Here is a 21,683-nt window from a genome sequence, read left to right as displayed (position 1 = left end):
GAAGTTTATTGGATTCGATCTAATGCTAATTGCGCCAAATTATCAAGCGCTTGACGATAAATACTTTCAGGCAGTTGTAACAATGCCTCACGAGCTGCTGTAGTTTCTTCAACAGCACGTTCGCGACAGTAATCTAGTGCACCAGAGTTTTGAACAATCTGAATCACTTGATCCAAATGTTTAGTCCCACCTGTAGTGATGCTACGACGGATAATATCGTGCTCTGCACCAGAAGTTTTTTGTAGAGCAGCAATCAGTGGCAGTGTTGGCTTACCTTCCATTAAGTCATCGCCAATATTTTTACCAAGTGTTTCTGCGTCAGAGGTGTAATCGAGTATGTCATCTATGATTTGAAATGCATTCCCGAAATGACCTGCGTATTTTCTGAGTGCTTCACGATATTGATGTTGATTGGCAAGAATCGCAGCGCCTTCAGTCGCCAATTCAAACAAACGAGATGTTTTGCCGTGAATAATGTCTAAATACGTCGCTTCAGTGGTTTCAGGCTGATGTTGAGATTGCAGTTGAAGTACTTCTCCTTCAGCAATTTCACATGTTCCTGTTGAGAAGTCTTTTAATAACACCATATTGTTCAAATCTACGAGCAAATCGAACGCTCTAGAAATGAGGAAGTCTCCAACGAGGACAGCGGTTTGGTTATTCCATGTTGCATTCGCTGTAGGACGACCACGGCGTAACCCAGACTCATCTACGACATCATCATGTACAAGTGTAGCGGTATGCAGCATTTCAATAATTGCAGCTAACTTTTGGGCATGCTCTAGGTTGGTTTCACCGCAAGCGCGAGCAGCCAATAAACACATAATAGGACGCATGCGTTTACCACCTGCCTCAACCACATGTTTGCTGACTGACATCACCAAAGCAACTTTAGAGCTGATTCCTTCATTAATAAGTTGGTCCATCGCAGCAAAGTCTGTAGCAACAGGTGCGAGAATGTCTTGCTTAAAATCGATGGCCATAACAATGAAGTCCTTATACAAACAGTAGATGTTACTCAGCTAGTGTAACAATTTAAGTGAAAGTTTTGGTCGCTTTACCACATGAATATGCATGATTTTCTTAATGTTGTTCAGTTTCTATTCATGTTTGTGATTTAATCTTCATAATACCAATAAAACTTGATATGTTATTTGATATTCGAAGTAGTTCATTTTGTGAATAAATATAGTTTAATCAATCAGCAAATTGTTATTTTCATGTAAGAAATAGATATTTCGGGTTGAAATTTAACTTTTAGACAAAAGACCTTGTTGTTTATTTCATTATCACTTAAAATCCTTGCCCTTGAATAACCCCCAGTGGCGTTCGTTTTAAGATCGATATATTCCTTTATCGGCACGACGACACGGGCCTGTTGGAGTACATTATGTACGCAGTAATCCAAAGCGGTGGTAAACAACACCGTGTTGTTGAGGGTGAAACCCTTAAAGTTGAATTATTGAAAGCTGAAACTGGTTCTACTATTACGTTTGATGACGTATTAATGTTAGTGAACGGTGATAGCATTCAAATTGGTGCTCCAGTTGTTGCTGGTGCTAAAGTAACTGCTGAAGTAGTTAGCCATGGTCGTCACGACAAAATCCGCATCATCAAAATGCGTCGTCGTAAACACTATCGTAAACAACAAGGTCACCGTCAATGGTTCACTGAGTTGAAAATTACAGCTATTTCAGGCTAATTACGAGGAGTAAATAGACATGGCAACTAAAAAAGCCGGTGGTTCGACACGTAACGGTCGTGACTCAAATCCTAAAATGTTAGGTGTTAAAATGTTCGGTGGTCAAGCTGTGACTGCTGGTAACATCATCGTTCGTCAACGTGGTACAGAGTTCCACGCTGGTGCTAACGTTGGTATGGGTCGTGACCATACTTTATTTGCTACCGCTGATGGCGTGATCAAATTCGAAGTTAAAGGTCAATTTGGCCGTCGTTATGTATCTGTTGAAACTGTATAAGTTTTATCAGGCATAACCAAAAAACCCACTCTTGAGTGGGTTTTTTTATATCTGAAAGAAAGTTTTTGAACTGAAGTGAATCTTCATCATGATGAAGTATTTTCAACAATTTAGCTAAATAACAATACAAAAGTTCTTATTTTCTCAATTATTAGCGATCAAATTTGGTTTAAGATGACTCCATATCAAATGATGATCAATAACAAAAGGTGGGATCATGACTATGCTTCGTAAAACGATTGGTGCAATTACAATGAGTGCTGCAATGATGGCACCAGTCGCAAGCACTCAAGTTTTCGCAGCGCCAGTGGCTGCTTCGGAGCAACAAGCGACCGCAAACTTGGTTCGTCAATTAAACGGAATAAAAAGTTTAACGGCAAATTTTGAACAAACAACGAAAGCAACTAAATCTAGTAAAGCACCACAAAAACAAGGTTTGAGTGCTCAACATATGAATCAGACTTTTACTGGGGTGATGAAAGTTGCTCGTCCAGGTAAGTTCTATTGGGAAACTACAGCACCAGCAAAACAAACAATTGTGACTTCTGGAAAGATGATTTGGATCTATGACCCAGATCTACAGCAGGCAATTCGTCAAAATATGGATGAGCAAGTTGCCAATACACCAGCATTATTATTGTCTGGTAATACCAACCAAATTATGCAGTCATATCGTGTAACACAGCCAAATAAAGCTAAAACTTATTACACGTTATATCCTAAGCAGAAAGATGGTGCCTTTCAGAGTCTGACCATTAGTTTCGGTGCAAATAAAGCGCCAAGCTTAATGATTTTAGAAGATTCATTAGGACAAACTACACACGTTAAATTTAGTAATGTGAAAGTGAATGCAGGTATTCCGGATTCAACATTTAACTTTACACCGCCTAAAGGCACAGACATTATTGACCAATAATATAAAAGCAGCGTTTATCGCTGCTTTTTTTAACTACAAATTTCAACTGAATTCATGTCATCTAGAATTTATAGTCTCTGTGTTAAACACTCATTTTTATTGGAGGCTATATGCTAAAACACATGAATCGGTTTGGAAAATTGAGTGTTATTTGTGCATCAATGATCATGTTAGGCGCTTGTCAGCCTAAATCTGATGCAGAAACTAAAAAAAGCAATGAGACTGCTGTGCAAGCAAAACAATCAGAATCTTGGTATATCGAATCGAAGAACGTCGAATTAAAGCCTAAACAGAAGCAAGTATGCGATGAGGCAGGGTGTACAGAATATTCATTCCAAACGGTTGAAACTAATCATCCGTGGATTAATACGTATTTTAAAAATCGAATTGAAAAAGCAGACCCTATACCATTCCAATCGGCTACTAAGAATACAGAGACAACTACTGTGGATCCGCTGAAGTTGAGTCAGAGTCAGACTGTGGTACGTTATTTAAGTCAACATCAGAATATAGCGAGTTTTGAATATCTGAGCTATGTATATCCTGCTGGTGCAGCACATGGGATGTACCACAAAGAATATGTTCATTTCGATTTAAAAACTAAAAAAAGAATAGCACTACAAGATTTAATTGTGAAAGGTCAAAATAAAAAGCTATTAGAAACACTTTATAGTGCTAATAGTATGTGGCTTACAGATCACAATATTGAACAAGATAAACTCGAATTAAGTGACAATTTCTATTACGGAGTTGATGGTATCGTCTTTGTTTATCCGCTGTATGAACTCGCGTCCTATGCTGAAGGAATGTCCGAACTCACTTTACCTTATGTGAGTGTGAATGGTTTGATACAGTCAGAATATCTTCCAAACCTACCCAAACTCGCTGCTGAGTAGTTGACTCTATTTTAATTTGATTCAATAAGCTTCAGCTGTCAGCGCTTCGACTGTATTTTTTTCAACGAAGCGCTTACACTATAGGCAGTTTTTTTCCCTGAAAAGATTAACCATGATCGACCCGAAATTACTTAGAAATAATATAGAGGCTGTAAATTTAGCCTTAGCTAAACGTGGCGTGCAACTCAACGTAGAAGAATGGGCATCTTTAGAGGCTCGTCGTAAAGAAATTCAGTCTAAGACTGAAGCTTTACAAGCAGAACGTAATTCGGGTGCTAAACAAGTTGGTCAAATCAAAAAAGCAGGTGGTGATGCCTCTGAAATCATGGCTCGTATGAGCGCGATCGGAGATGAAATTAAAGCTGCTGAGCTTGCATTAACAGAACTACAAGCTGAAATTGAAGCAAAATCACTTTCTATTCCAAACCTACCTCATGAGTCGGTGCCAGAGGGCAAAGATGAGAATGACAACGTTGAAATTTTAAAATGGGGTACGCCTCGTGAATTCAACTTTGAAATTAAAGATCACACTGATCTTGGTGAGTGGATGGGTGGACTCGAGTTCGAAACAGCGACTAAGTTAACAGGTACTCGTTTCAGTGTGCTCAAGGGTCCGCTTGCGCGTTTACAACGTGCACTAACGCAGTTCATGTTAGATACACATACATTGAAAAATGGCTATACAGAAGCTTATGTACCGTATTTAGTGAATGCTGATTCATTACGTGGAACTGGTCAGTTGCCTAAATTTGAAGAAGATTTGTTCAAGCTTCAAGGTGACAAAGAATATTACTTGATCCCAACTGCTGAAGTGCCTGTGACCAACTTTGTGCGTGATGAGATTATTGATCCTGAGCGCCTACCATTGAAATATGCTGCTCATACACCTTGTTTCCGTAGTGAAGCTGGTTCTTATGGCCGTGATACACGTGGTTTGATTCGTCAGCACCAATTTGACAAAGTAGAAATGGTTCAAATTGTTAAACCTGAAGACTCTATGCAAGCATTGGAAGAGTTGACAGGGCATGCTGAGGGTATTTTACAGGCGCTTGGATTGCCATATCGTAAAATCATCCTATGCGGTGGTGATATGGGCTTTGGTGCAACGAAGACTTATGACTTAGAAGTTTGGGTACCAAGCCAAAATACCTATCGTGAAATTTCATCGTGTTCAAACATGGGGGATTTCCAGGCTCGTCGTATGAAAGCTCGTTACCGTGCTGATCAAAAGAAAACAGAGTTTGTTCATACTTTGAATGGTTCAGGTTTAGCAGTTGGTCGTACTTTGCTCGCGGTGATGGAAAACTATCAACGTGAAGATGGTTCAATTGAGATTCCTGAAGTCTTACGTCCTTATATGGGTGGACAAAGTTTTATCGATTAATCGATAAAACACAAAAAAGCTAACTCAATTGAGTTAGCTTTTTTTTGAGTGTTTTAATGAACGTGTTTTAATGAATGAGTTGAGCACTGCCTGTTTGCCTTTCAATAATTTTTTTTAAGGTCTCACTCGGTTTTTCCCCAAATGCATCTTTATACTCAAGTGAAAAACGACCTAAATGTGTAACACCCCATTTATAAGCAATTTCAGTAATATTAATTTTATGCGTAGACTGTGAAATTTCATTATAAATACATTTAAGTCGGTAATGGCGTATATAAGCATTTGGACTGCATTTTAAATATTTTTTGAAAATTGTATTCAGCTTTTTTTTGCTTAATCCAGATGCATATTCTAAATCTGAAATTTCAATTTTTTGATGTATATTTTTTTGTATGAATTCTAATAAGCGAGTAAAGAAGTCAGGATAATCTAAAGTATTTTTATAAATTAAATCACTATAGTTATTGGGTTGAGATAATAATAATGACTTCACAATAATATATTCAAAATCTGAGCGCATTTCTTGAAAAAATGAAGTATTGGTAAAATTGTTTGTGAAATTTTTAATACTGTCAATTAAATCCCACCATGCTTTAATTTTCGGGTTGTTTTGATCCATCACATTTTGAAATACCAAAGGTTCGGTAACTGGCTGAGAGATTAAATCTGAAAGTATTTTTTCAACAAAAGTCTTTGAAAAAGAAATGAATGTTTGCACACAGTCTTTGTCAATAATTAGTTCAAATTTATCTTCAGGTGAAACAATGGATGCTTGATCATAACAGGCGTAAAAAGTTTGACCATCTTTTTTAAATAGTGGTCGCCCATTTTTAGGGCGCGTTATACAAAAGTGGTTCATATTTTCATGCGTATGCGTTTTGAAAATTACATCTTTACCATATGTTAAATCCCCAATAATCATACGACCGATTTGCGATCCATTAAAACTAAAATCCAATGGTTCATATTGATTAAAATCGACTAAATCATGTGGGCCAATGATTAAATCAAGACAATGGTTGGCATCATGAATATTCTGCGTATGTGATTGAATCGTAGAAATAGACCTGTGTTGCTGGCTATACATAAATACCTCTATCCTTAGCTTGCTTATCATTACTTATGCAAAAATCAATCCATGATTTTGCTTTTTTTGTTTTATCTCAAATAAATAAATTAATCTAAAATAGCAGAATATAAAAATACTCTTTTGGTGCTAAATTAGATTAATTTGATATGTTATTTAAAAGTGGTAAGCGACACGTAACATAGGGCTACTCGCGGTCGCTCCTGAACCAGCAACACCAGATGCATCATTACCATATTTATTTTTCCAGTATTGATAAGCAATCCCAGCTTTCAATTTTGGTTGATTGGCAGATTTATCTTTAAGTAAAGAATACATTAAAGACATGTCTACAAAGATTTCACTGGCGGTAGGCTCACCAAAAGGATCTTTCCCTTTGGTACTCATCCAAACACCTATGCCTTGATAATTCCAATTCGATTGCATAATAGGAAAATCCCAAAGCACTTGAAGTGCTAAGTAAGGATCATAGGTATATTTTTTACTCAGTACATTAGCATCATTGCTCTCATAATAGCCTAGCAAACTGAGATTAAGATAGCCTGGTGTATTTAATGTAACACTTGGACCAGCAACATACATTTGTCGATTTGAACCATAATCATCATTCTTTGTATTCCAGTCAAAACCTACTGTAAAACCATATGTCTTGAACCAACTAGAATCATTCAGTTTGTGTTGCGTGATACTTGGGATATCTAAGGTATGACGATAAATTGCATATGCCTCTTGAGCTCCTCGTCCAGAAGCTTTGTTTGCATTTGGTTCAGCTGAGGATTGATGCATATTGAGTTGAAAAAAATTGGTGCCATATTTATAGCCGCTTAGGTGTACAAGACTAAAAATATATTTGTCAAAATCACCGTCTTTAAATGGTTCTGAGAAATCTTGACCATAACTGACAGCCAGTGAAGTATCACTCCAATTTGCCGCTTGAACTGCAGTGCCTAATGCAAAGCAGATTGATCCAGTGAATAACCCCTTTAAAATATAATTCACAGCTAAATTCCCTCTTAAAATAAATAAGCCGACAGTGAAACTGTCGGCTTAAGTGGTGGATTAACGAATATTATGCTTTTCCAAAATTGGTAAAACATGATCACGGAAATACGGAAATTCGCGGCTATAATCGAGGAATGAAAGTGTCGTTCCTCTAAAACCAGCTTCATTTAAATCTAAAATACCTTGCGCAACTTGTTCAGGTGTACCGACTAATGGAAAGCCACCATGGCCTACACTCATTGCATCACGTATCGATTGTTGAACCTCTTTTGGGAAACTTTGAGCATGTGCAAACATTAAGCTCATCAGATTGTCAACGGCAACAGTATCAGCATTGTTTAATTGACGATCCCATTCTGCTTTGGCTTCCTCTTGTGTAGGTCTGCAAATGACATGGGAGAAGGTCATCACATTGACTTCTCTGTTTACGTCGCGAGCTGCTTGTTTAAGCTCATCAATTTCAATCTTGCTTCTGCCCAAGTCTGAAGCTGGTGTAAAAAGAAAGTCCGCATTATTAACGGCAAATTCACGTCCATTTTTTGAACCAGCAGCATTGAAGATAGGCGGATGTACAAGTGGTTTTGGTTTTCCATAAGTTCCTTTGGTTTTGAAAAACTTACTTTCAAAATCAAATTTTTCTTCACTGGTCCATACTTTTTTAATCAGGTCATACCAGTCTTGTGCATAACCATAACGAGTTTCGTGATCATCAGGTAAATGTAGACCGAGTGCTTCATATTCAGGTTTATTCCAGCCTGCAACAATGTTGAGTCCAATACGACCTTGACTAATCTCAGATAGCGTTGCAATCTGCTTGGCAACTACAACTGGATGATTGGGGACAGTCTGAATTGTCGCAAAAACTGTAATGTCTTTGGTTAAAGCCAATAATGCGGCCGCCCAAGTCATGGTCTCTAAAATTGTTCCCTGAAAGTCTGTTTCACCGCCATAGCCTGTAAAGCGAGCAATCGGTAACATGAAGTCGATACCAGCTTCATCTAGCATTTTTCCAAGTTCGAGATTCTTTTCCCAGCTCGCACTCCATCGATCTTCAAGAGTTGAAATGGTCATTCCACCTGAGCAGTTAGAAGCAAATGAGCCGAGTAGAAAGCGATTATCATTGAAAAAGTGATGTTGATTCATTTTAAAAAATCCTTAAATTTCGTGAATTCGCTATACACCAGCAAATGCTTGATGAAGATTTGCTTGTTTATATTGCCCGTTATGGAACACCAATGGATTTCCAAGCTGATTACGGCAGGCTTCAATTTGTCCCACAATAATGTAGTGATCCCCAGCTTCATGAAGCTCATACTGACGACAAACAAAAGTGGTTAAGGATTTATTTAGAATGGGGATGCCCATATACTCATCAACGTCATCTAAGCCTTCGAATTTGTCATCAGAAGATTTTGAGAAATGCTTAGACTCTTGATACTGATCTTCACTCAAGATATTGATGGTAAAATATTCTGCCTGTTTGAAATCTTCGAAATGTGTCGCAGATTTTGCGATGTTCCATAAAATTAAAGGTGGATCAAGCGATACAGAAGTAAATGAGTTCGCTGTCATTCCAATTTTTTTATGATTTGAATCTAATGCAGTTACTACTGTAATCCCAGTTGCATACTGACCTAAGAGTTGGCGTAACGAGCGTTGCTCCAACTGTATTACAGGTGTCATTTCATTTAACATGATCATAATCCTTCATCTTAATTCTGATTGTCAGAATGAGTTCCTTTATTCGCCAATCGGTTTATTTTCACTGGATGGCCAAGTTGGCATCAGTTCATTTGAGGGTAAAGTTTCATCTAAAAGTTTCTTGGCAGTTTCAACACCTGCAACAGGTAGTCCAGTTGGATCTAATACGCCAATTTGCACCAGTAAACTTGCCTGATCCCAATAGATATGCTCATGACATAGTTTCGGTCCACGGAACTTAATAATGCCAAGCATTGGAATCTCTACATATTTTCCCGTCGGTTTAATTCCAGGAATTAACCAATCAATTTCCTCATCATGAGTAAAACTCATAATGAATTCATCAACGACTTGAGTTGCGCCTACAGTTCGTGAAATAGGCGTCAGTTTCATATCTTTTGGATTGTTATGAACAAAATGGTATTGATAGAAGCGAGCTAATTGTTTGTAGCCGACGCCACCTGTCAATGTTGGAATGTGATTGACATAAGGCTCTGCCACCATTGTTGCCATCGTGTCTGGAACATTTCGAGTGTCAAATTCAAATCGAACATGCTCTTCCCATAGCGCAGCAAGGTCGTAATTTGGTCCTATTGCTTTGCGTAAAGCTGTAATGGTTCTTTCATGTGCCATGAGTGCACTAGGCTTGTGATAATGCATACTCTGTGGGCGAGCAAAGGCATGATCGACATCTGGATAAATATATGTTTCGACTTTTGAGTTGTTTTGTAGAGCAAGTAGGATTTGATCACGAGTGTTAGAATCACAGAACTGATCTTGTTCAGCAAAATGAAGAACCAGTTTGGATTGAATGTTGACTGCTTCTTCTAGGTTTTGCTCGATTCCTACACCGTAGTAAGAAACAGAACACTTTAAATCTGGAATGCGGCAAGCTGCGAGATATGCCAATTTACCGCCTAGGCAGTATCCGACCAATCCAGTACCTGCATCTTGATCAACTGTTTCAAGGGATTTGAGTGTTTCAATTGTAGATTTGATATCCTCAATACCCAGATCTTGATTAAATTGAGTATATAAGTCATATGCTTTTTGAAAGTCTTCTTCGGTATAACCGAGTTCTACATTAGGTTGAATACGCCAAAATAAATCAGGAACAATAACGGTATAACCTTCTTCAGCCAAAAAGTCTGCCTTTTGACGCATAACTTCATTAACACCGAAAATTTCCTGACATAACACAAGACCAGGACCTTTACCTGCTTCAGGTACTGAAAGATATGCTTTAAACGAACCTGCTGATGAATGTACATCAATATATGAACCAGCCATCTCGATAATCTCCTTTACTGTTGAACTTATCATCGGCATCAGCAGGATTTTTGACTATCCAAATAGAGTTCAAGTTTTATCCGTTTTAGGTCCCTTCATCGATATGCATCTGTTAAAAAAGCTACCACTTGCTTACTTTTAAGCAGCTTGAGTCGTGGAGAAGGTGCTAAAATATAGTAGGCATATGAGGATCGATTCAGTGGATATTTTTCCAATTTCATTAAAATTGCAGCAGCAACCTTGTTTGATTGTCGGTGGAGGGCATATTGCATATCGCAAAGCACTGTTACTGCAAAAATCAGGAGCAGAAATTTCGGTTATTTCACCTGAGATTGAGGCGCAACTTTTAGAGATTGTCGAGAAAAGCTCTGGTCAATACATTCAAGCTCATTTTGAAAATCACGATTTAAAATTAAACGATTACCGTTTAGTGATTGCTGCCACAGATCAGCCTTTAGTGAATCAACAAGTTTTTGAAGAATGTGAAAACTTAAATGTATTGGTGAATAGTGTTGATGATCCACCACATTGCCGATTTATGGTCCCTGCAATTGTTGATCGCTCTCCACTTGTTATTTCAATTGCGAGTAATGGGACATCCCCAGTATTGTCCAGACAGATTAGAACTCAACTTGAGACTGTAATCCCGCATGGAATCGGAACATTAGCTAAAATCTCTGGTGAATGGCGACAACGTGTAAAACAAAAAATTGAAAATCCTGATGAACGCCGTATCTTTTGGGAAGAGCTGTATGCTGGACCTTTCAAAGAGCGTGTATTTAATAATAATCTGGCTGAAGCAGAAAAAATTATTCATCAGTCTTTAATAGAATGGAACAAACCCAAAGGTGAAGTTTATTTAGTTGGGGCAGGTCCAGGTGATCCCGAGCTTCTAACACTCAAAGCTTTAAGGTTGATGCAACAAGCAGATGTTGTGATTTATGACCGTTTAGTTTCTGGTGCTATTATGGAGTTATGCCGCCGGGATGCTGAAAAAATCTATGTGGGTAAAGCAAGGTCAAATCATGCTGTTCCACAAGAAGGTATTAATGCTTTACTCGTGAAATATGCGAATGAAGGCAAACGTGTCTGCCGTTTAAAAGGAGGAGATCCTTTTATTTTTGGGCGAGGTGGTGAGGAAATTCAAGAACTCTATGAGGCAGGAATTTCATTTCAGGTCGTTCCCGGAATTACCGCAGCATCAGGGTGTTCAGCATATGCGGGTATCCCTTTAACTCATCGTGATTACGCACAAAGTGTTCGCTTCTTGACTGGACATTTGAAGGAAGGTTCTCCTGAACTTCCGTGGAATGAACTCGTGTATGAACACCAAACATTGGTACTGTACATGGGGCTTGTTGGATTAGAAAAAATCTGTGAAAAGCTTATTCAACATGGTCAACGAGCAGACATGCCTGTTGCTTTAATTTCTAAAGGTACGACACCAGAACAAAAAGTTGTTGTGGGGACTTTGGCAGATATCGCTTCGAAAGTGTTAGAAAATCAAATTCAGGCGCCAACTTTGACCATTATTGGTGAGGTGGTGAAATTAAGAGAACAGTTGAAATGGCAAGACGAACTGTAAAAGTCTGCTATAAAGTTGAGAAATTATTGTGATTCATGTTGTTTTATACGAACCAGAAATTCCTGCAAATACAGGAAACATTATCCGTTTATGTGCAAATACAGGAGCACAATTACATTTGGTCAAACCGCTAGGTTTTGAGCTGGATGATAAGAAGTTAAAGCGTGCTGGATTAGATTACCATGAATGGGCTCGCATGCAGATTTGGGATAATATCGAAGCTTGTCTGGAAAATCTAGCAAGTCAAGGTGTCGATCAAGATTCGATTTATCCTTTAACGACCAAAGGTACCGAAACACCACATACCTCGAATCTTAATAGACCCGTTGCTTTACTCATGGGGCCTGAAACGCGCGGACTACCTGAACATGTCCGTATGATGTTCCCAAAGCAACATTGGATTCGTTTGCCCATGGCGCCAAATTCTAGAAGCTTAAATTTATCTAATGCTACGGCAGTGATTGTTTATGAAGCATGGCGACAACAAGGATTTAAAGATTTAACTTAAGTCAGTAAGGTCATCGAAAGGTGACCTTTTTTAATGCATAAAAGTTTAGTAAAACTTGGCTCATATGATGAAATATTCATTAAGAATAAAATTAAAATAATGATTTTAAATACGATTTGATTTTATATTTCGGGAATTCAATTTTTTTGAGTAAAAGTCTAAAAAATATACAAAACGGTCAAATTTTTTCATTTGTTAATGAAGTTAATATTTATATAAAACAGAGTGTTAGGTTTGATTTTTGTTGATCTTAAACTAGCTGTCATCCAAATGAGATATTAGAAATTCGACCAATTGGTATATTTGTTGCTTAGTTAAAGTGAATATATGGTTCCGATAAATTTGATAGACGAACTGTGATTTGTACTTAAACGAAATGAATTTATCATTGTACAGCCAATGTCTAAAGATGTTCGACATTGGCTCACATTACCAATGGGGTGGTATGTGATGAAAGAGAATTGGTTTTCCAAATTTACTCCTTTTCAAGGAGATATTGAAAAAACTCCCGTTGCCATGAACGAGTACTTGCCTGCAGGACAAAGTATTGTACTTGGACTTCAACATACATTTGCCATGTTTGGTGCAACAGTGTTGGCACCGCTGCTCATGGGGTTTGATCCTAGTCTAACGATCCTGTTATCTGGTATTGGCACGATATTATTTTTCCTTATCACAGGTGGGAGAGTGCCAAGCTATCTTGGGGGTAGTTTTGCTTTTATTGGTGCTGTGATTGCTGTAACAGGCTATACCGGTTCAGGGTTAAATCCAAATATTGGGATTGCCTTAGGTGCAATAGTGGTATGTGGTATTTTCTATGCCTTGATGGGTTTGCTTGTAATGAAAACGGGTTCTCAATGGATGGAGAATCTTTTACCACCAGTTGTTGCTGGTGCAATCATTATGATAGTTGGATTAAATTTAGCACCTGGGGCGATTAAAGCTGTATCAGGTAATGAGTTTGATACATGGATGGCTTTGTTAACCGCAATGTGTATTGGTGGTGTCGCAGTATTTACAAGAGGAATGTTGAGACGATTATTGCTATTGGTGGGTTTGATAGTTTCGTATCTTGTATATTTTGTTTTAGCTAACATGATGGGAATGGGTAAACCAATCGATTTTAGCTCGGTTTCAAATGCGGCATGGTTTGGTTTACCAACTTTATATCAACCTGAATTTCAAATGAATGAAATTCTGCTGATTCTACCTATCGCATTTATTCTTATTGCTGAAAATCTTGCGCATTTCAAAGTTGTAAGTGAAATGACAGGCAAAAATATTACGCCTTATATGGGTAGAGCATTTTTGGCAGATGGGGTATGTACCTCTATGTCTGGTGCTATAGGAGGAACTGGATTAACTACATATGCAGAGAATATTGGGGTCATGGCGGCAACGCGTATTTACTCTACAGTGGTTTTTGTAATTGCGGGTATTGTCGCCATTATTCTGGGATTATCACCAAAATTTGGAGCACTCATTAGCACATTACCTGTCGCAATTTTGACAGGGACTTCAATGATTGTTTTCGGCTTAATTGTAATCGCTGGTGCGAAAATCTGGATCGAAAATAAAGTCGATTTTACTCAAAACGGCAACATTATTGTGGCATCAGTGACTGTGATTATGGGCGCAGGGAACTATTCGATTATGGTTGGTGGACTTGATCTCGGCGGCATTACAACGGCGACATTTGCTGGAATTATTCTAAATCTGATTTTTAATCGAGCTAAGCAAAAGCAGAATCAAATAGTAGCAGACGTTGTACCAGAAAAAACTTAAGTTTGAGACTTAGCTTTTAAGACAAATTTTAGTCAATCCTAAATTGTCGAAAGTTTCAGCAAGATAATGAAAACGTAAAAGATGTATACCTGATACAAGGGGATAAAAATGGGAATACCAGTAATTGATTTAGCAGGCGTAGATATAAACAAACCAGAAAGTGAGGCGACTAAACGTGCAGTTGCTGAACTGAGAAAAGCTGCGATGCATTCAGGTTTTTTCTATATGAAGAATCATACAGTTCCTTTAGAAATGATGACGCGACAGTTTGCATTAGCAAAAGAATTATTGGCGCTTCCAGAAGACGTTAAGCAAAAATATGATGTACGTAATTTTTTTGGATTCCGTGGTTTTGATAAACTAAATGGTCAGCAATTAGACCCTTACGGCAAGCCAGATTATAAAGAAGGGTTTTATTGTGGTCGTAATTATCCTCAAGATCATCCTTTTGCAATCGCTAAATATCAAAACTATGGTCCAAATCAGTGGCCTGAAGAATTACCTCAATGTGAATTGATTTGTCAGGAGTACATCGATGAAATGTATAAACTGGCAAATTTTCTGATGCAACTTTTGGCATTAACGTTAAATCTGCCATCGAACTATTTTGATGCTTCTAGTAAAGATCCTATGGGAACATTACGTATGTTGCGTTATCCACCTACACCTAGAGATGATGATGAAACATATGGCGTTGGCGCGCATACAGATTGGGGGTCAGTCACCATTTTGGCACAAGATCAAATAGGCGGATTAGAAGTGTGCATGCCTGACGGAGAGTGGGTTGCAGCACCACCAATTGAAGGAACATTTGTAGTTAATCTAGGTGATATGATTCCAAAATGGACCAATGGTCTATATCACTCCAATCCACATCGAGTAAAAAATAGTTTTTCAAATGGTGCTTATCGTTACTCAATTCCATTTTTTTATGAACCAGACTATCACGCTGTGATTGAGCCAGTTCCAGGAACATTGAAAGAAGGTGAATTACCTTTATATGCACCATGTACAGTAGGGGAGCATTTAGAAGAAATGTATAATCGTTCGTATAAAAAAGCGGAAGAGAATGCGGTAGCTTAAATATCGCGATACAAAAAAAGCATTATCAATATAATGCTTTTTTTAATTATTTTAATGATTTATGAGCGATATTGATTGATAAAGTCCTCAGAACTTAGTCCTTTTTTAGCATGATGAATTGATGCTCTTTCCGCATATATTTGTCTGATATAGCGTGCTACTTCGCAGCTATCTGCAAACATATTATATTTCCAACCCAAACCATAGGACCATAAATTAATATTATCCACGGTCATGATTTCAATATTTGTATCCTCATGATCTAAATAATGGTCAATCATCTTGCGAATGACCTCTTTGGTACAGCTTAATTTATATGCATGCCACTCATCATGAGGACACGCATTTTTTGGTGGCTGCCTAAATGGGTATTGAATGCCTCTTCCAGGGCGATTAAGACCGTGACCTTCCCATGGGCTGTATTCTTGGGACCATGTATTTAATGGCCCGTTTGGAACCGCAGGACGTATTTGCCCCCAATGCACCAAATTTTGATTTAACCAATCATCTGCAAAACTATCGCAGTTGAAAGGATCAAGTTTTCTAATCGCTTCTTGGTCATGTTGAAATGAGATATAAGATTCGATTGGATTTTCGATTTTGAAAATACAGTGGCTATAGTCCATCGCCATTTTAAATGGAATACCTTGATGATTGACTAAAGCTGCAACTCTTTCTACCCGGCGATAATCTTCAGACCAATTATCTACGTGATTTTCGAAGGTAATGGTTATACCCTTATTTAGGGCATACTCATAAAAATATAAATAGGCATCAGCAACTTGTTGATCATTAAGATAGTTGAATTTACTGTCTTTTGCTGCAAGCATAATGTTGTGGTATTTGGCGCCTACGGCACATGTAAGCTCGATATTTTCTTTGAATATTTTTTCATGTTCTCCCCAAATATAGCATCCGTAACCTGAATAAACTGAGATATTGTATTTTTGACTCCCTTTAATGTAATCATCAATCATTTCACGATGAGTCGGAATGTGATCGATAAAATCCCACACGCTCGATTCTGCAAGTAGGTCGAATTTTTCCATTATTGATGGTTCTTCAAGAGATACTGGATGCTCAAATGATGAGGCTTGTATGCCTAGTCCAGCACAGCCTAATGGAAACATTTTTTTCATAAATTCAATACCAAAAATATATAATTAAATCAGTGAATTGATAATGCAAAAAAAATGCCTTAATCCTTTAATATTTCAATCTATTACATTATTAAAATGGCTTTTTTAAAATATCAGTTGTCTAATACGAGCATAAATTTATCGAAATAAATTAGATACGGGGATGTATGATTAAAAACATTAAAAAATACAGCTATGGAATTATAGTAATCATCTGTGCAGGAATGACGACCTCTAAAGTAATGTCACAAAATGAAAATAAAGAACAAGCGGATTTAAATAATATTAATCCATTGACTCAACAAGAAATCGATCAAGCATTAGCTCAGATGAAAGTAAAAATGTTCAAAAATTTGGAAAATTGGAGTACGGCGTTAAAACGAAATGATTTCGAGCGGACAGGAAAAAATTTGGTGTTAAAAAGTAAGAAACAGCTTGAATTATGTCATATATATCAAGCTTCTGTAGATGAAACATATTCTTTAGCGCAAAAAAATCGCCATCGTATGTCTATAGATGAACAGAAAATTGTGGATGATCGAAACAGGTTTATTGAGTATTTGGGATTCAAAGATAATCAAATTGATACTAAATTAGGTTTTAGTTGTCGATTAATTTAAAAAAAAGCACGGATGAAAAATCCGTGCTTTTTAAACTCTAGAAACGGTAACCAATTTTAAAGCTATATCCAATAGCTGTATTGTCTTTAAAATCTGCATCATAGCGATCGGTTCCGAACCAACTAGCAGATTGAGCTTTTGCATCACCTAACCAAAAATATCGTGCACCCGCTTGAATGAATGTATTTTTATTAAAGCTGTACTGACCACCTAATCCTGCACTCCAAAAACCTTCAGATGGACCTAAGGTAGAAACATATTCACCTGCACCAGAGTCCCATCCTCCGATAATGGTCAATGCGAGTTTTTCATTTAATTTTCTTGCGATACCGAATGTTGCAGATATTTGATCTTTTTCATAAGCGATTAAGTCGAAACCACGAGGTCCTTTACCTTGTCCCTCAGTAATCGAAGAAGTTAAAACTCCAAATTTGTATGGACGGATTTTGAACTCAGACCAATCTACCCAACGTAAATTGATATAAGCTAATGTATCAGCCATGATACCTGATTGGAAATCAAGGTTAACTGATTGTGGAGTTGATGCTGAGGTTTTACCTTCTGCATATTGGTAGTCGGTACCAAGTGCCCCAATTTTATCTACAATATGCCACCCTGGATGTACAATAGGTAATGTATCTGTAATCACTTCAGGCATACTTTCTTCAGCTTGAACTGAATAAGAAATTTTTGATCTGTAGGTTAATGAAGCTCTTAATGCTATTTCAGGAATTTGAAATGCAGCACCCGCTAGCCAACCAAAAGCACCTTCTTCAGGCATACTTGCTTTATAGCCTTGATAATCTTTTCTTGTATCACGACCAAGAAGATCTCTTGAACCTGTACCTTTTTCCTTAAAAGTACTACACAGTGCTACACCACTAGTCTGTGAATTACATAAATAACCACCTAATAGACTGTAAGCAGTTCCTTGTAAACTAAGATCACCTTTTACTGTTTGATAAACTGGGCCTGCATAAAAATTAAGGTGTTCATTAGGTTGGAAGCCTACGACTAGAGATAAACTATTTGTCGATACTTCAGCCTCTGTACTGCCATACTCACTGTGAAATGCACCATATTTTGTCGCAGATTCAAGGTCACCTAATGGCAATCGTCCTGAGCTGTTGACTCTGGAATGTTTTTTATCAGAATTTGAATAAGAGGCTTTTGCTCCGAAAGGTTGGTCATAAATTAAACCTAATGAAATATTGTCAGTCACTTGAAATTTTAAATTAATATTTGCAAATCCGAACGTGTCTGCAATATCACTTAAATTTGAGCCCGCAATTTCCCCACCTGCATTAATATCATCTGCTGTAGGCATATTCCAACCATTCGGGTCTCTTAATCCTGCAGATGCAGGACCCGAAGGTTCAGTTCTCATTGTTCCTGAAAGATCAGCATCCAAAATTGAGTAACTAAAATCTACATAGTTTCCTGGCTGTAAAAAGCCATTCATCGATTGGCCTGAACGATCCATAGCTGCAGCATAAGCGCCCGCGGTTGGAAACATTGCGACCAAAATCGCCCCAGTAAGTGTATTCAAACGCATTATTACATTCCCTGTGTAATGAATATTATTAGAGCTTTTACTCAAATATTTTGCTCTTTATACACATCGTGTAATTTTTGGTCAATGAGTATCCTGACAAATATGTAATTTTTTGCCAATCATTTTTTATTTAATTTCATGTATTTGCGTTTAAATGTGTTATTTGTCTCATTATTTTGAAATAAAGCTGCATATTATGATGTAGAGTTTATTTTTTAAATAATAAATTTTGATTGATGTTTGATCATTTTGGTCAATTTCCATGATAAAAAAAGGCGCCTAAGCGCCTTTTCTAAAAAATCAATTTTTAACGATCATTAAACTCATCATGTTGTGGAGCAGGGTATTTAAAGCCTTTGGTTTTATAACCTAAATACAAAATACCACCAATCGCCCAAATCAAACCATATTTAAGCGATGCTTGATCGACCTCTAACCACAATGCAAATACTGCAATAAAGCCGAGTAATGGTACGATAACGAAATTAATAATTTCTTTCGCTGTTTTAGTACGACCATCGCGTAACGCATAGCGTGAGATAACAGATAAGTTCACAAAGCTAAATGCTGTTAACGCACCGAAGCTAATTAATGAAATGACAAAGTCTAAATCCATAAAACCAGCGGTTAATGCGACTGCACCTACAATCATGATGTTATATGATGGAGTGAAGTTTTTAGGGCTGATGTGACCAAAAATTTTCTTATTGATGACACCATCGCGTCCCATAACATACATAAGGCGTGATACACCTGCATGTGCAGAAATACCTGATGCCATAACAGTAATGATGGCAAATGCAAGCACATAAGACTGGAACAAAGATCCACCAACCAACAACAAAATTTCAGGTTGAGTTTCTGCAATATTCTGGAAGTATGATCCCGGATTATTAGGGAAATAGATCTGCATGAAGTAAGTGCTGACGATAAAGATAATCCCTGCAATTAAAGCAGTTAAGAAAATTGCTTTTGGTAGCGTTTTCTCAGTATCTTTAGTTTCTTCAGCGAGAGAACTGAGTGAGTCAAATCCTGTAAATGAGAAGCAGAGTAATGTTGCACCTGTGATCAAGGCACCCACTGAAGTTAACTCATTCCAAAATGGTTCTAAACTCCAAAGTTGGTAGCGTTGTTCAGCAGAGATTGGACCATCCGCGTTATATCCCATTTGGAGCTTGGTATAGACCATCCATGTAAATACAGCGATCACAATTAATTGTACGAATACAATTAAGCTGTTGAAATTTGCAACAAATCGCGCACCACGAAGGTTAATACCTGTCATAAATGCTGTTAACACAATGACCCAGACCCAATGATTGACATCAGGGAATAAAGCCTCAAGATAAATCACCGCAAGGATGATGTTGACCATGGGGGAGAGCAGGTAATCTAACCATGATGACCAGCCAACCATAAAACCAACGTTAGGGTGGATAGATTTTTGAGCATAGGTATACGCTGAACCTGAAGATGGATATCTACGGATCATATGACCATAACTCAATGAAGTCAGTAGGATTGCAACAAGTGCAAAAATATATGATGTAGGAACGTGGAAATTACTTTCTTCTGATACCAAACCGAAAGTATCAAACAACGTCATTGGCTGAATATAAGCTAAACCGATAATAATGATATGCCAGAGTCCTAGCGTTTTTTGCAGTTTAGCTGCCGATTGAGTCCCAGTTATATTAGTCAACGGCTTTATCCTCTTAATCGTTGATCAAGGATCAGTCAAATCAATTAAGGATCGTTTGAGACGAACGATCCCCCCTAATGTTTTTTCAAAAGTGCGCCAATCTAAACCATATTGGTGCAGTTTGTCAGTAGTTTGTGTGAGTTTTTTAGCAGGATTTATGCCAAAAGTATTGAACTCATGAGTTAAAACAACTAACAAATGAAAAGCCTGATGTCTAAAAAAACATCAGGCTAGTTTTAAGCGTATCTTTACTTATTTTGAGAAATTTACCAAGCTTTTTCTAAGATAGATTTCAAATCTTTTAATGTTGCTTCTTTAGGGTTGAAAATGATTGATCCGTCATTTAACGCTTTTTCGGCAACTTCATCTAATTGAGATTGCGTAACTTTGCCTGTCTCACGTAATGTACGTGGCAGTTTAGTTAAATCATAAATGCGATCACGCATTGTGTTGATAATCGCAATAGCTTTATCTGCACGTTGATTTGCTGGTGTCTGTGCATAGATATCAGTACCTGCAAGCGGTAATAACAGATCAGCAATCTTATCGCCATTCACATCCTTGTTGTAATCGAGCACATAAGGGAGGAATAAGTTCATGCACAAACCATGTGGTAAGTGAGCAACTGCACCTAGAGCGTGTCCAAGAGAGTGAACAATACCGACCATTGCATTTGAGAATGCAATTCCAGCCATGGTTGATGCTTGAGCAAGTTCTAAACGGGCATCAGCATCTTTTGGATTTTCCAAAACTTTAAACAAGTTTTCACTAATTTTTTTAATTGCAGCAGTAGCGTAAGCATCACTGATAGGATTCGCTGCCAAACACGTATAGGCCTCAACTGCATGTGTCATTGCATCCATTCCTGTCATTGCTGTGAGGTGTGGAGGTAATGTTAAAGTCATACGTGGATCTAAAATTGCAGCACTAGGCATTAAATATTTTGAAGCAAATGCCATTTTTTGATTATTCGCTGTATCTGAAACCACAGCAACCATCGTGACTTCAGAACCTGTACCTGATGTTGTTGGGATAACAAAAAAAGGCTTTAATGGGCGAGGTAGGTTGTGAGCTCCTGAATATTTCAGCAGATCATCACCTCCTTCGGAGACGAGAATATTGGCAGCTTTAGCTGTGTCGATGACTGAACCACCACCAATTGCAATGATGGCATCGCATTGATTGTTACGATACATCTCAGTCACGGCTTTTACTGTTTCTAAACTTGAGTCCGGTGGAACTTCATCAAAAATTGAGCCAATTTTTACTTCTGTCGCTGCAAAAGCAGCTTCCACTGGTTCAAGTAGACCATTGGCACGTACGCCTTTGTCTGTGATGATGAGTGGTTTTTTTGAACCCATTGAATCTAGCTCAAATGGAATGTGTTCAAGCGCAGCATTACCAGCAATCACTTTAACTGGACAGAAAAATTCATAATATGGTTTAGCCAT

At 37.7% G+C, this 21,683-nt stretch carries 20 protein-coding genes; 10 read left to right on the top strand and 10 right to left on the bottom strand.

What is annotated here, in order from left to right; genetic code table 11:
* Positions 1–5: 5 nt before the first annotated feature.
* A complete protein-coding gene (sdsA, locus tag AC1M87_RS04950) occupies positions 6–983 on the bottom strand; it encodes an All-trans-nonaprenyl-diphosphate synthase (protein ID WP_481593102.1) in 978 nt (325 codons plus the stop codon).
* Between the two features lie 407 nt (positions 984–1,390).
* Here sdsA and rplU point away from each other — a divergent pair, with 407 nt between their 5' ends.
* The 5 genes from rplU (at position 1,391) to serS (ending at position 5,175) form a co-directional block, all read left to right on the top strand.
* Positions 1,391–1,702 (top strand): 50S ribosomal protein L21, encoded by a 312-nt coding sequence (gene rplU, locus AC1M87_RS04945; RefSeq protein WP_035267860.1) that lies wholly within the window; start codon positions 1,391–1,393, stop codon positions 1,700–1,702.
* Between the two features lie 19 nt (positions 1,703–1,721).
* Positions 1,722–1,979, top strand: a complete 258-nt coding sequence (gene rpmA / locus AC1M87_RS04940) for a 50S ribosomal protein L27 (RefSeq protein ID WP_035267862.1) — start codon at positions 1,722–1,724, stop codon at positions 1,977–1,979.
* A 217-nt stretch (positions 1,980–2,196) separates the two neighbouring features.
* Entirely contained in the window at positions 2,197–2,895 is a 699-nt protein-coding gene (lolA, locus tag AC1M87_RS04935; RefSeq protein WP_035267863.1) for an outer membrane lipoprotein periplasmic chaperone LolA, read from the top strand.
* 110 nt (positions 2,896–3,005) lie between these two features.
* The gene (locus AC1M87_RS04930) at positions 3,006–3,791 is read left to right on the top strand and encodes an RsiV family protein (protein WP_481593101.1); all 786 of its coding nucleotides are present in this window, start codon (positions 3,006–3,008) and stop codon (positions 3,789–3,791) included.
* A 112-nt stretch (positions 3,792–3,903) separates the two neighbouring features.
* Positions 3,904–5,175, top strand: a complete 1,272-nt coding sequence (serS, locus tag AC1M87_RS04925; RefSeq protein ID WP_179997729.1) for a serine--tRNA ligase — start codon at positions 3,904–3,906, stop codon at positions 5,173–5,175.
* A gap of 67 nt (positions 5,176–5,242) precedes the next feature.
* Here serS and AC1M87_RS04920 read toward each other — a convergent pair whose 3' ends face one another.
* From AC1M87_RS04920 to AC1M87_RS04900, 5 genes are all read right to left on the bottom strand, one after another.
* Positions 5,243–6,262 (bottom strand): AraC family transcriptional regulator, encoded by a 1,020-nt coding sequence (locus AC1M87_RS04920; protein WP_481590631.1) that lies wholly within the window; start codon positions 6,260–6,262, stop codon positions 5,243–5,245.
* A 156-nt stretch (positions 6,263–6,418) separates the two neighbouring features.
* On the bottom strand, positions 6,419–7,261 hold the full coding sequence (locus AC1M87_RS04915; RefSeq protein ID WP_257219853.1) for a hypothetical protein: 843 nt from the start codon (positions 7,259–7,261) through the stop codon (positions 6,419–6,421).
* A 60-nt stretch (positions 7,262–7,321) separates the two neighbouring features.
* Entirely contained in the window at positions 7,322–8,407 is a 1,086-nt protein-coding gene (locus tag AC1M87_RS04910) for an LLM class flavin-dependent oxidoreductase (RefSeq protein WP_481593100.1), read from the bottom strand.
* A gap of 30 nt (positions 8,408–8,437) precedes the next feature.
* Positions 8,438–8,959, bottom strand: coding sequence for a flavin reductase family protein (locus AC1M87_RS04905; RefSeq protein ID WP_481593099.1), 522 nt, complete (start codon positions 8,957–8,959; stop codon positions 8,438–8,440).
* A gap of 45 nt (positions 8,960–9,004) precedes the next feature.
* Positions 9,005–10,255, bottom strand: coding sequence for a dienelactone hydrolase family protein (locus AC1M87_RS04900; RefSeq protein WP_035267873.1), 1,251 nt, complete (start codon positions 10,253–10,255; stop codon positions 9,005–9,007).
* A gap of 199 nt (positions 10,256–10,454) precedes the next feature.
* Here AC1M87_RS04900 and cysG point away from each other — a divergent pair, with 199 nt between their 5' ends.
* From cysG to AC1M87_RS04880, 4 genes are all read left to right on the top strand, one after another.
* The gene (gene cysG / locus AC1M87_RS04895; protein WP_481593098.1) at positions 10,455–11,840 is read left to right on the top strand and encodes a siroheme synthase CysG; all 1,386 of its coding nucleotides are present in this window, start codon (positions 10,455–10,457) and stop codon (positions 11,838–11,840) included.
* Positions 11,841–11,868: 28 nt separating this feature from the next.
* On the top strand, positions 11,869–12,348 hold the full coding sequence (locus AC1M87_RS04890) for a tRNA (cytidine(34)-2'-O)-methyltransferase (RefSeq protein WP_035267879.1): 480 nt from the start codon (positions 11,869–11,871) through the stop codon (positions 12,346–12,348).
* Positions 12,349–12,798: 450 nt separating this feature from the next.
* The gene (locus AC1M87_RS04885) at positions 12,799–14,133 is read left to right on the top strand and encodes a solute carrier family 23 protein (protein WP_481593110.1); all 1,335 of its coding nucleotides are present in this window, start codon (positions 12,799–12,801) and stop codon (positions 14,131–14,133) included.
* Between the two features lie 108 nt (positions 14,134–14,241).
* A complete protein-coding gene (locus AC1M87_RS04880; protein WP_481593097.1) occupies positions 14,242–15,216 on the top strand; it encodes an isopenicillin N synthase family dioxygenase in 975 nt (324 codons plus the stop codon).
* Positions 15,217–15,275: 59 nt separating this feature from the next.
* On the opposite strand, the gene AC1M87_RS04875 is transcribed toward AC1M87_RS04880, so the two are convergent.
* Positions 15,276–16,355, bottom strand: a complete 1,080-nt coding sequence (locus AC1M87_RS04875; protein ID WP_481593096.1) for a hypothetical protein — start codon at positions 16,353–16,355, stop codon at positions 15,276–15,278.
* Between the two features lie 167 nt (positions 16,356–16,522).
* Between AC1M87_RS04875 and AC1M87_RS04870 the strand changes: the two genes are divergently transcribed.
* Positions 16,523–16,975 carry a hypothetical protein gene (locus AC1M87_RS04870; protein WP_481593095.1) on the top strand — a complete coding sequence of 151 codons (453 nt, stop codon included), beginning with the start codon at positions 16,523–16,525 and terminating at the stop codon, positions 16,973–16,975.
* A 37-nt stretch (positions 16,976–17,012) separates the two neighbouring features.
* Here the strand turns inward: AC1M87_RS04870 and AC1M87_RS04865 are convergent, their stop codons facing one another.
* From AC1M87_RS04865 to AC1M87_RS04855, 3 genes are all read right to left on the bottom strand, one after another.
* On the bottom strand, positions 17,013–18,530 hold the full coding sequence (locus AC1M87_RS04865; protein ID WP_035267884.1) for an outer membrane protein transport protein: 1,518 nt from the start codon (positions 18,528–18,530) through the stop codon (positions 17,013–17,015).
* Positions 18,531–18,837: 307 nt separating this feature from the next.
* Complete coding sequence (locus AC1M87_RS04860; RefSeq protein WP_035267885.1) at positions 18,838–20,232, bottom strand: APC family permease; 1,395 nt, start codon at positions 20,230–20,232, stop codon at positions 18,838–18,840.
* A gap of 266 nt (positions 20,233–20,498) precedes the next feature.
* Positions 20,499–21,683, bottom strand: coding sequence for an iron-containing alcohol dehydrogenase (locus AC1M87_RS04855; RefSeq protein WP_481591777.1), 1,185 nt, complete (start codon positions 21,681–21,683; stop codon positions 20,499–20,501).

This window comes from Acinetobacter sp. 24-47-62, from assembly GCF_056779765.1.
This window is presented reverse-complemented; position numbering and strand designations above follow the sequence as displayed.

Excerpts from the sequence above, each read along its gene's own strand:
- AC1M87_RS04875 (WP_481593096.1), bottom strand. The coding sequence starts at position 16,355 with ATGAAAAAAATGTTTCCATTAGGCTGTGCTGGACTAGGCATACAAGCC.
- sdsA (WP_481593102.1), bottom strand. The coding sequence starts at position 983 with ATGGCCATCGATTTTAAGCAAGACATTCTCGCACCTGTTGCTACAGAC.
- AC1M87_RS04855 (WP_481591777.1), bottom strand. The coding sequence starts at position 21,683 with ATGGCTAAACCATATTATGAATTTTTCTGTCCAGTTAAAGTGATTGCT.
- AC1M87_RS04905 (WP_481593099.1), bottom strand. The coding sequence starts at position 8,959 with ATGTTAAATGAAATGACACCTGTAATACAGTTGGAGCAACGCTCGTTA.
- AC1M87_RS04870 (WP_481593095.1), top strand. The coding sequence starts at position 16,523 with ATGATTAAAAACATTAAAAAATACAGCTATGGAATTATAGTAATCATC.
- rplU (WP_035267860.1), top strand. The coding sequence starts at position 1,391 with ATGTACGCAGTAATCCAAAGCGGTGGTAAACAACACCGTGTTGTTGAG.
- rpmA (WP_035267862.1), top strand. The coding sequence starts at position 1,722 with ATGGCAACTAAAAAAGCCGGTGGTTCGACACGTAACGGTCGTGACTCA.
- lolA (WP_035267863.1), top strand. The coding sequence starts at position 2,197 with ATGACTATGCTTCGTAAAACGATTGGTGCAATTACAATGAGTGCTGCA.
- AC1M87_RS04885 (WP_481593110.1), top strand. The coding sequence starts at position 12,799 with ATGAAAGAGAATTGGTTTTCCAAATTTACTCCTTTTCAAGGAGATATT.
- serS (WP_179997729.1), top strand. The coding sequence starts at position 3,904 with ATGATCGACCCGAAATTACTTAGAAATAATATAGAGGCTGTAAATTTA.
- AC1M87_RS04920 (WP_481590631.1), bottom strand. The coding sequence starts at position 6,262 with ATGTATAGCCAGCAACACAGGTCTATTTCTACGATTCAATCACATACG.
- AC1M87_RS04910 (WP_481593100.1), bottom strand. The coding sequence starts at position 8,407 with ATGAATCAACATCACTTTTTCAATGATAATCGCTTTCTACTCGGCTCA.
- AC1M87_RS04930 (WP_481593101.1), top strand. The coding sequence starts at position 3,006 with ATGCTAAAACACATGAATCGGTTTGGAAAATTGAGTGTTATTTGTGCA.
- AC1M87_RS04900 (WP_035267873.1), bottom strand. The coding sequence starts at position 10,255 with ATGGCTGGTTCATATATTGATGTACATTCATCAGCAGGTTCGTTTAAA.
- AC1M87_RS04865 (WP_035267884.1), bottom strand. The coding sequence starts at position 18,530 with ATGCGTTTGAATACACTTACTGGGGCGATTTTGGTCGCAATGTTTCCA.
- AC1M87_RS04880 (WP_481593097.1), top strand. The coding sequence starts at position 14,242 with ATGGGAATACCAGTAATTGATTTAGCAGGCGTAGATATAAACAAACCA.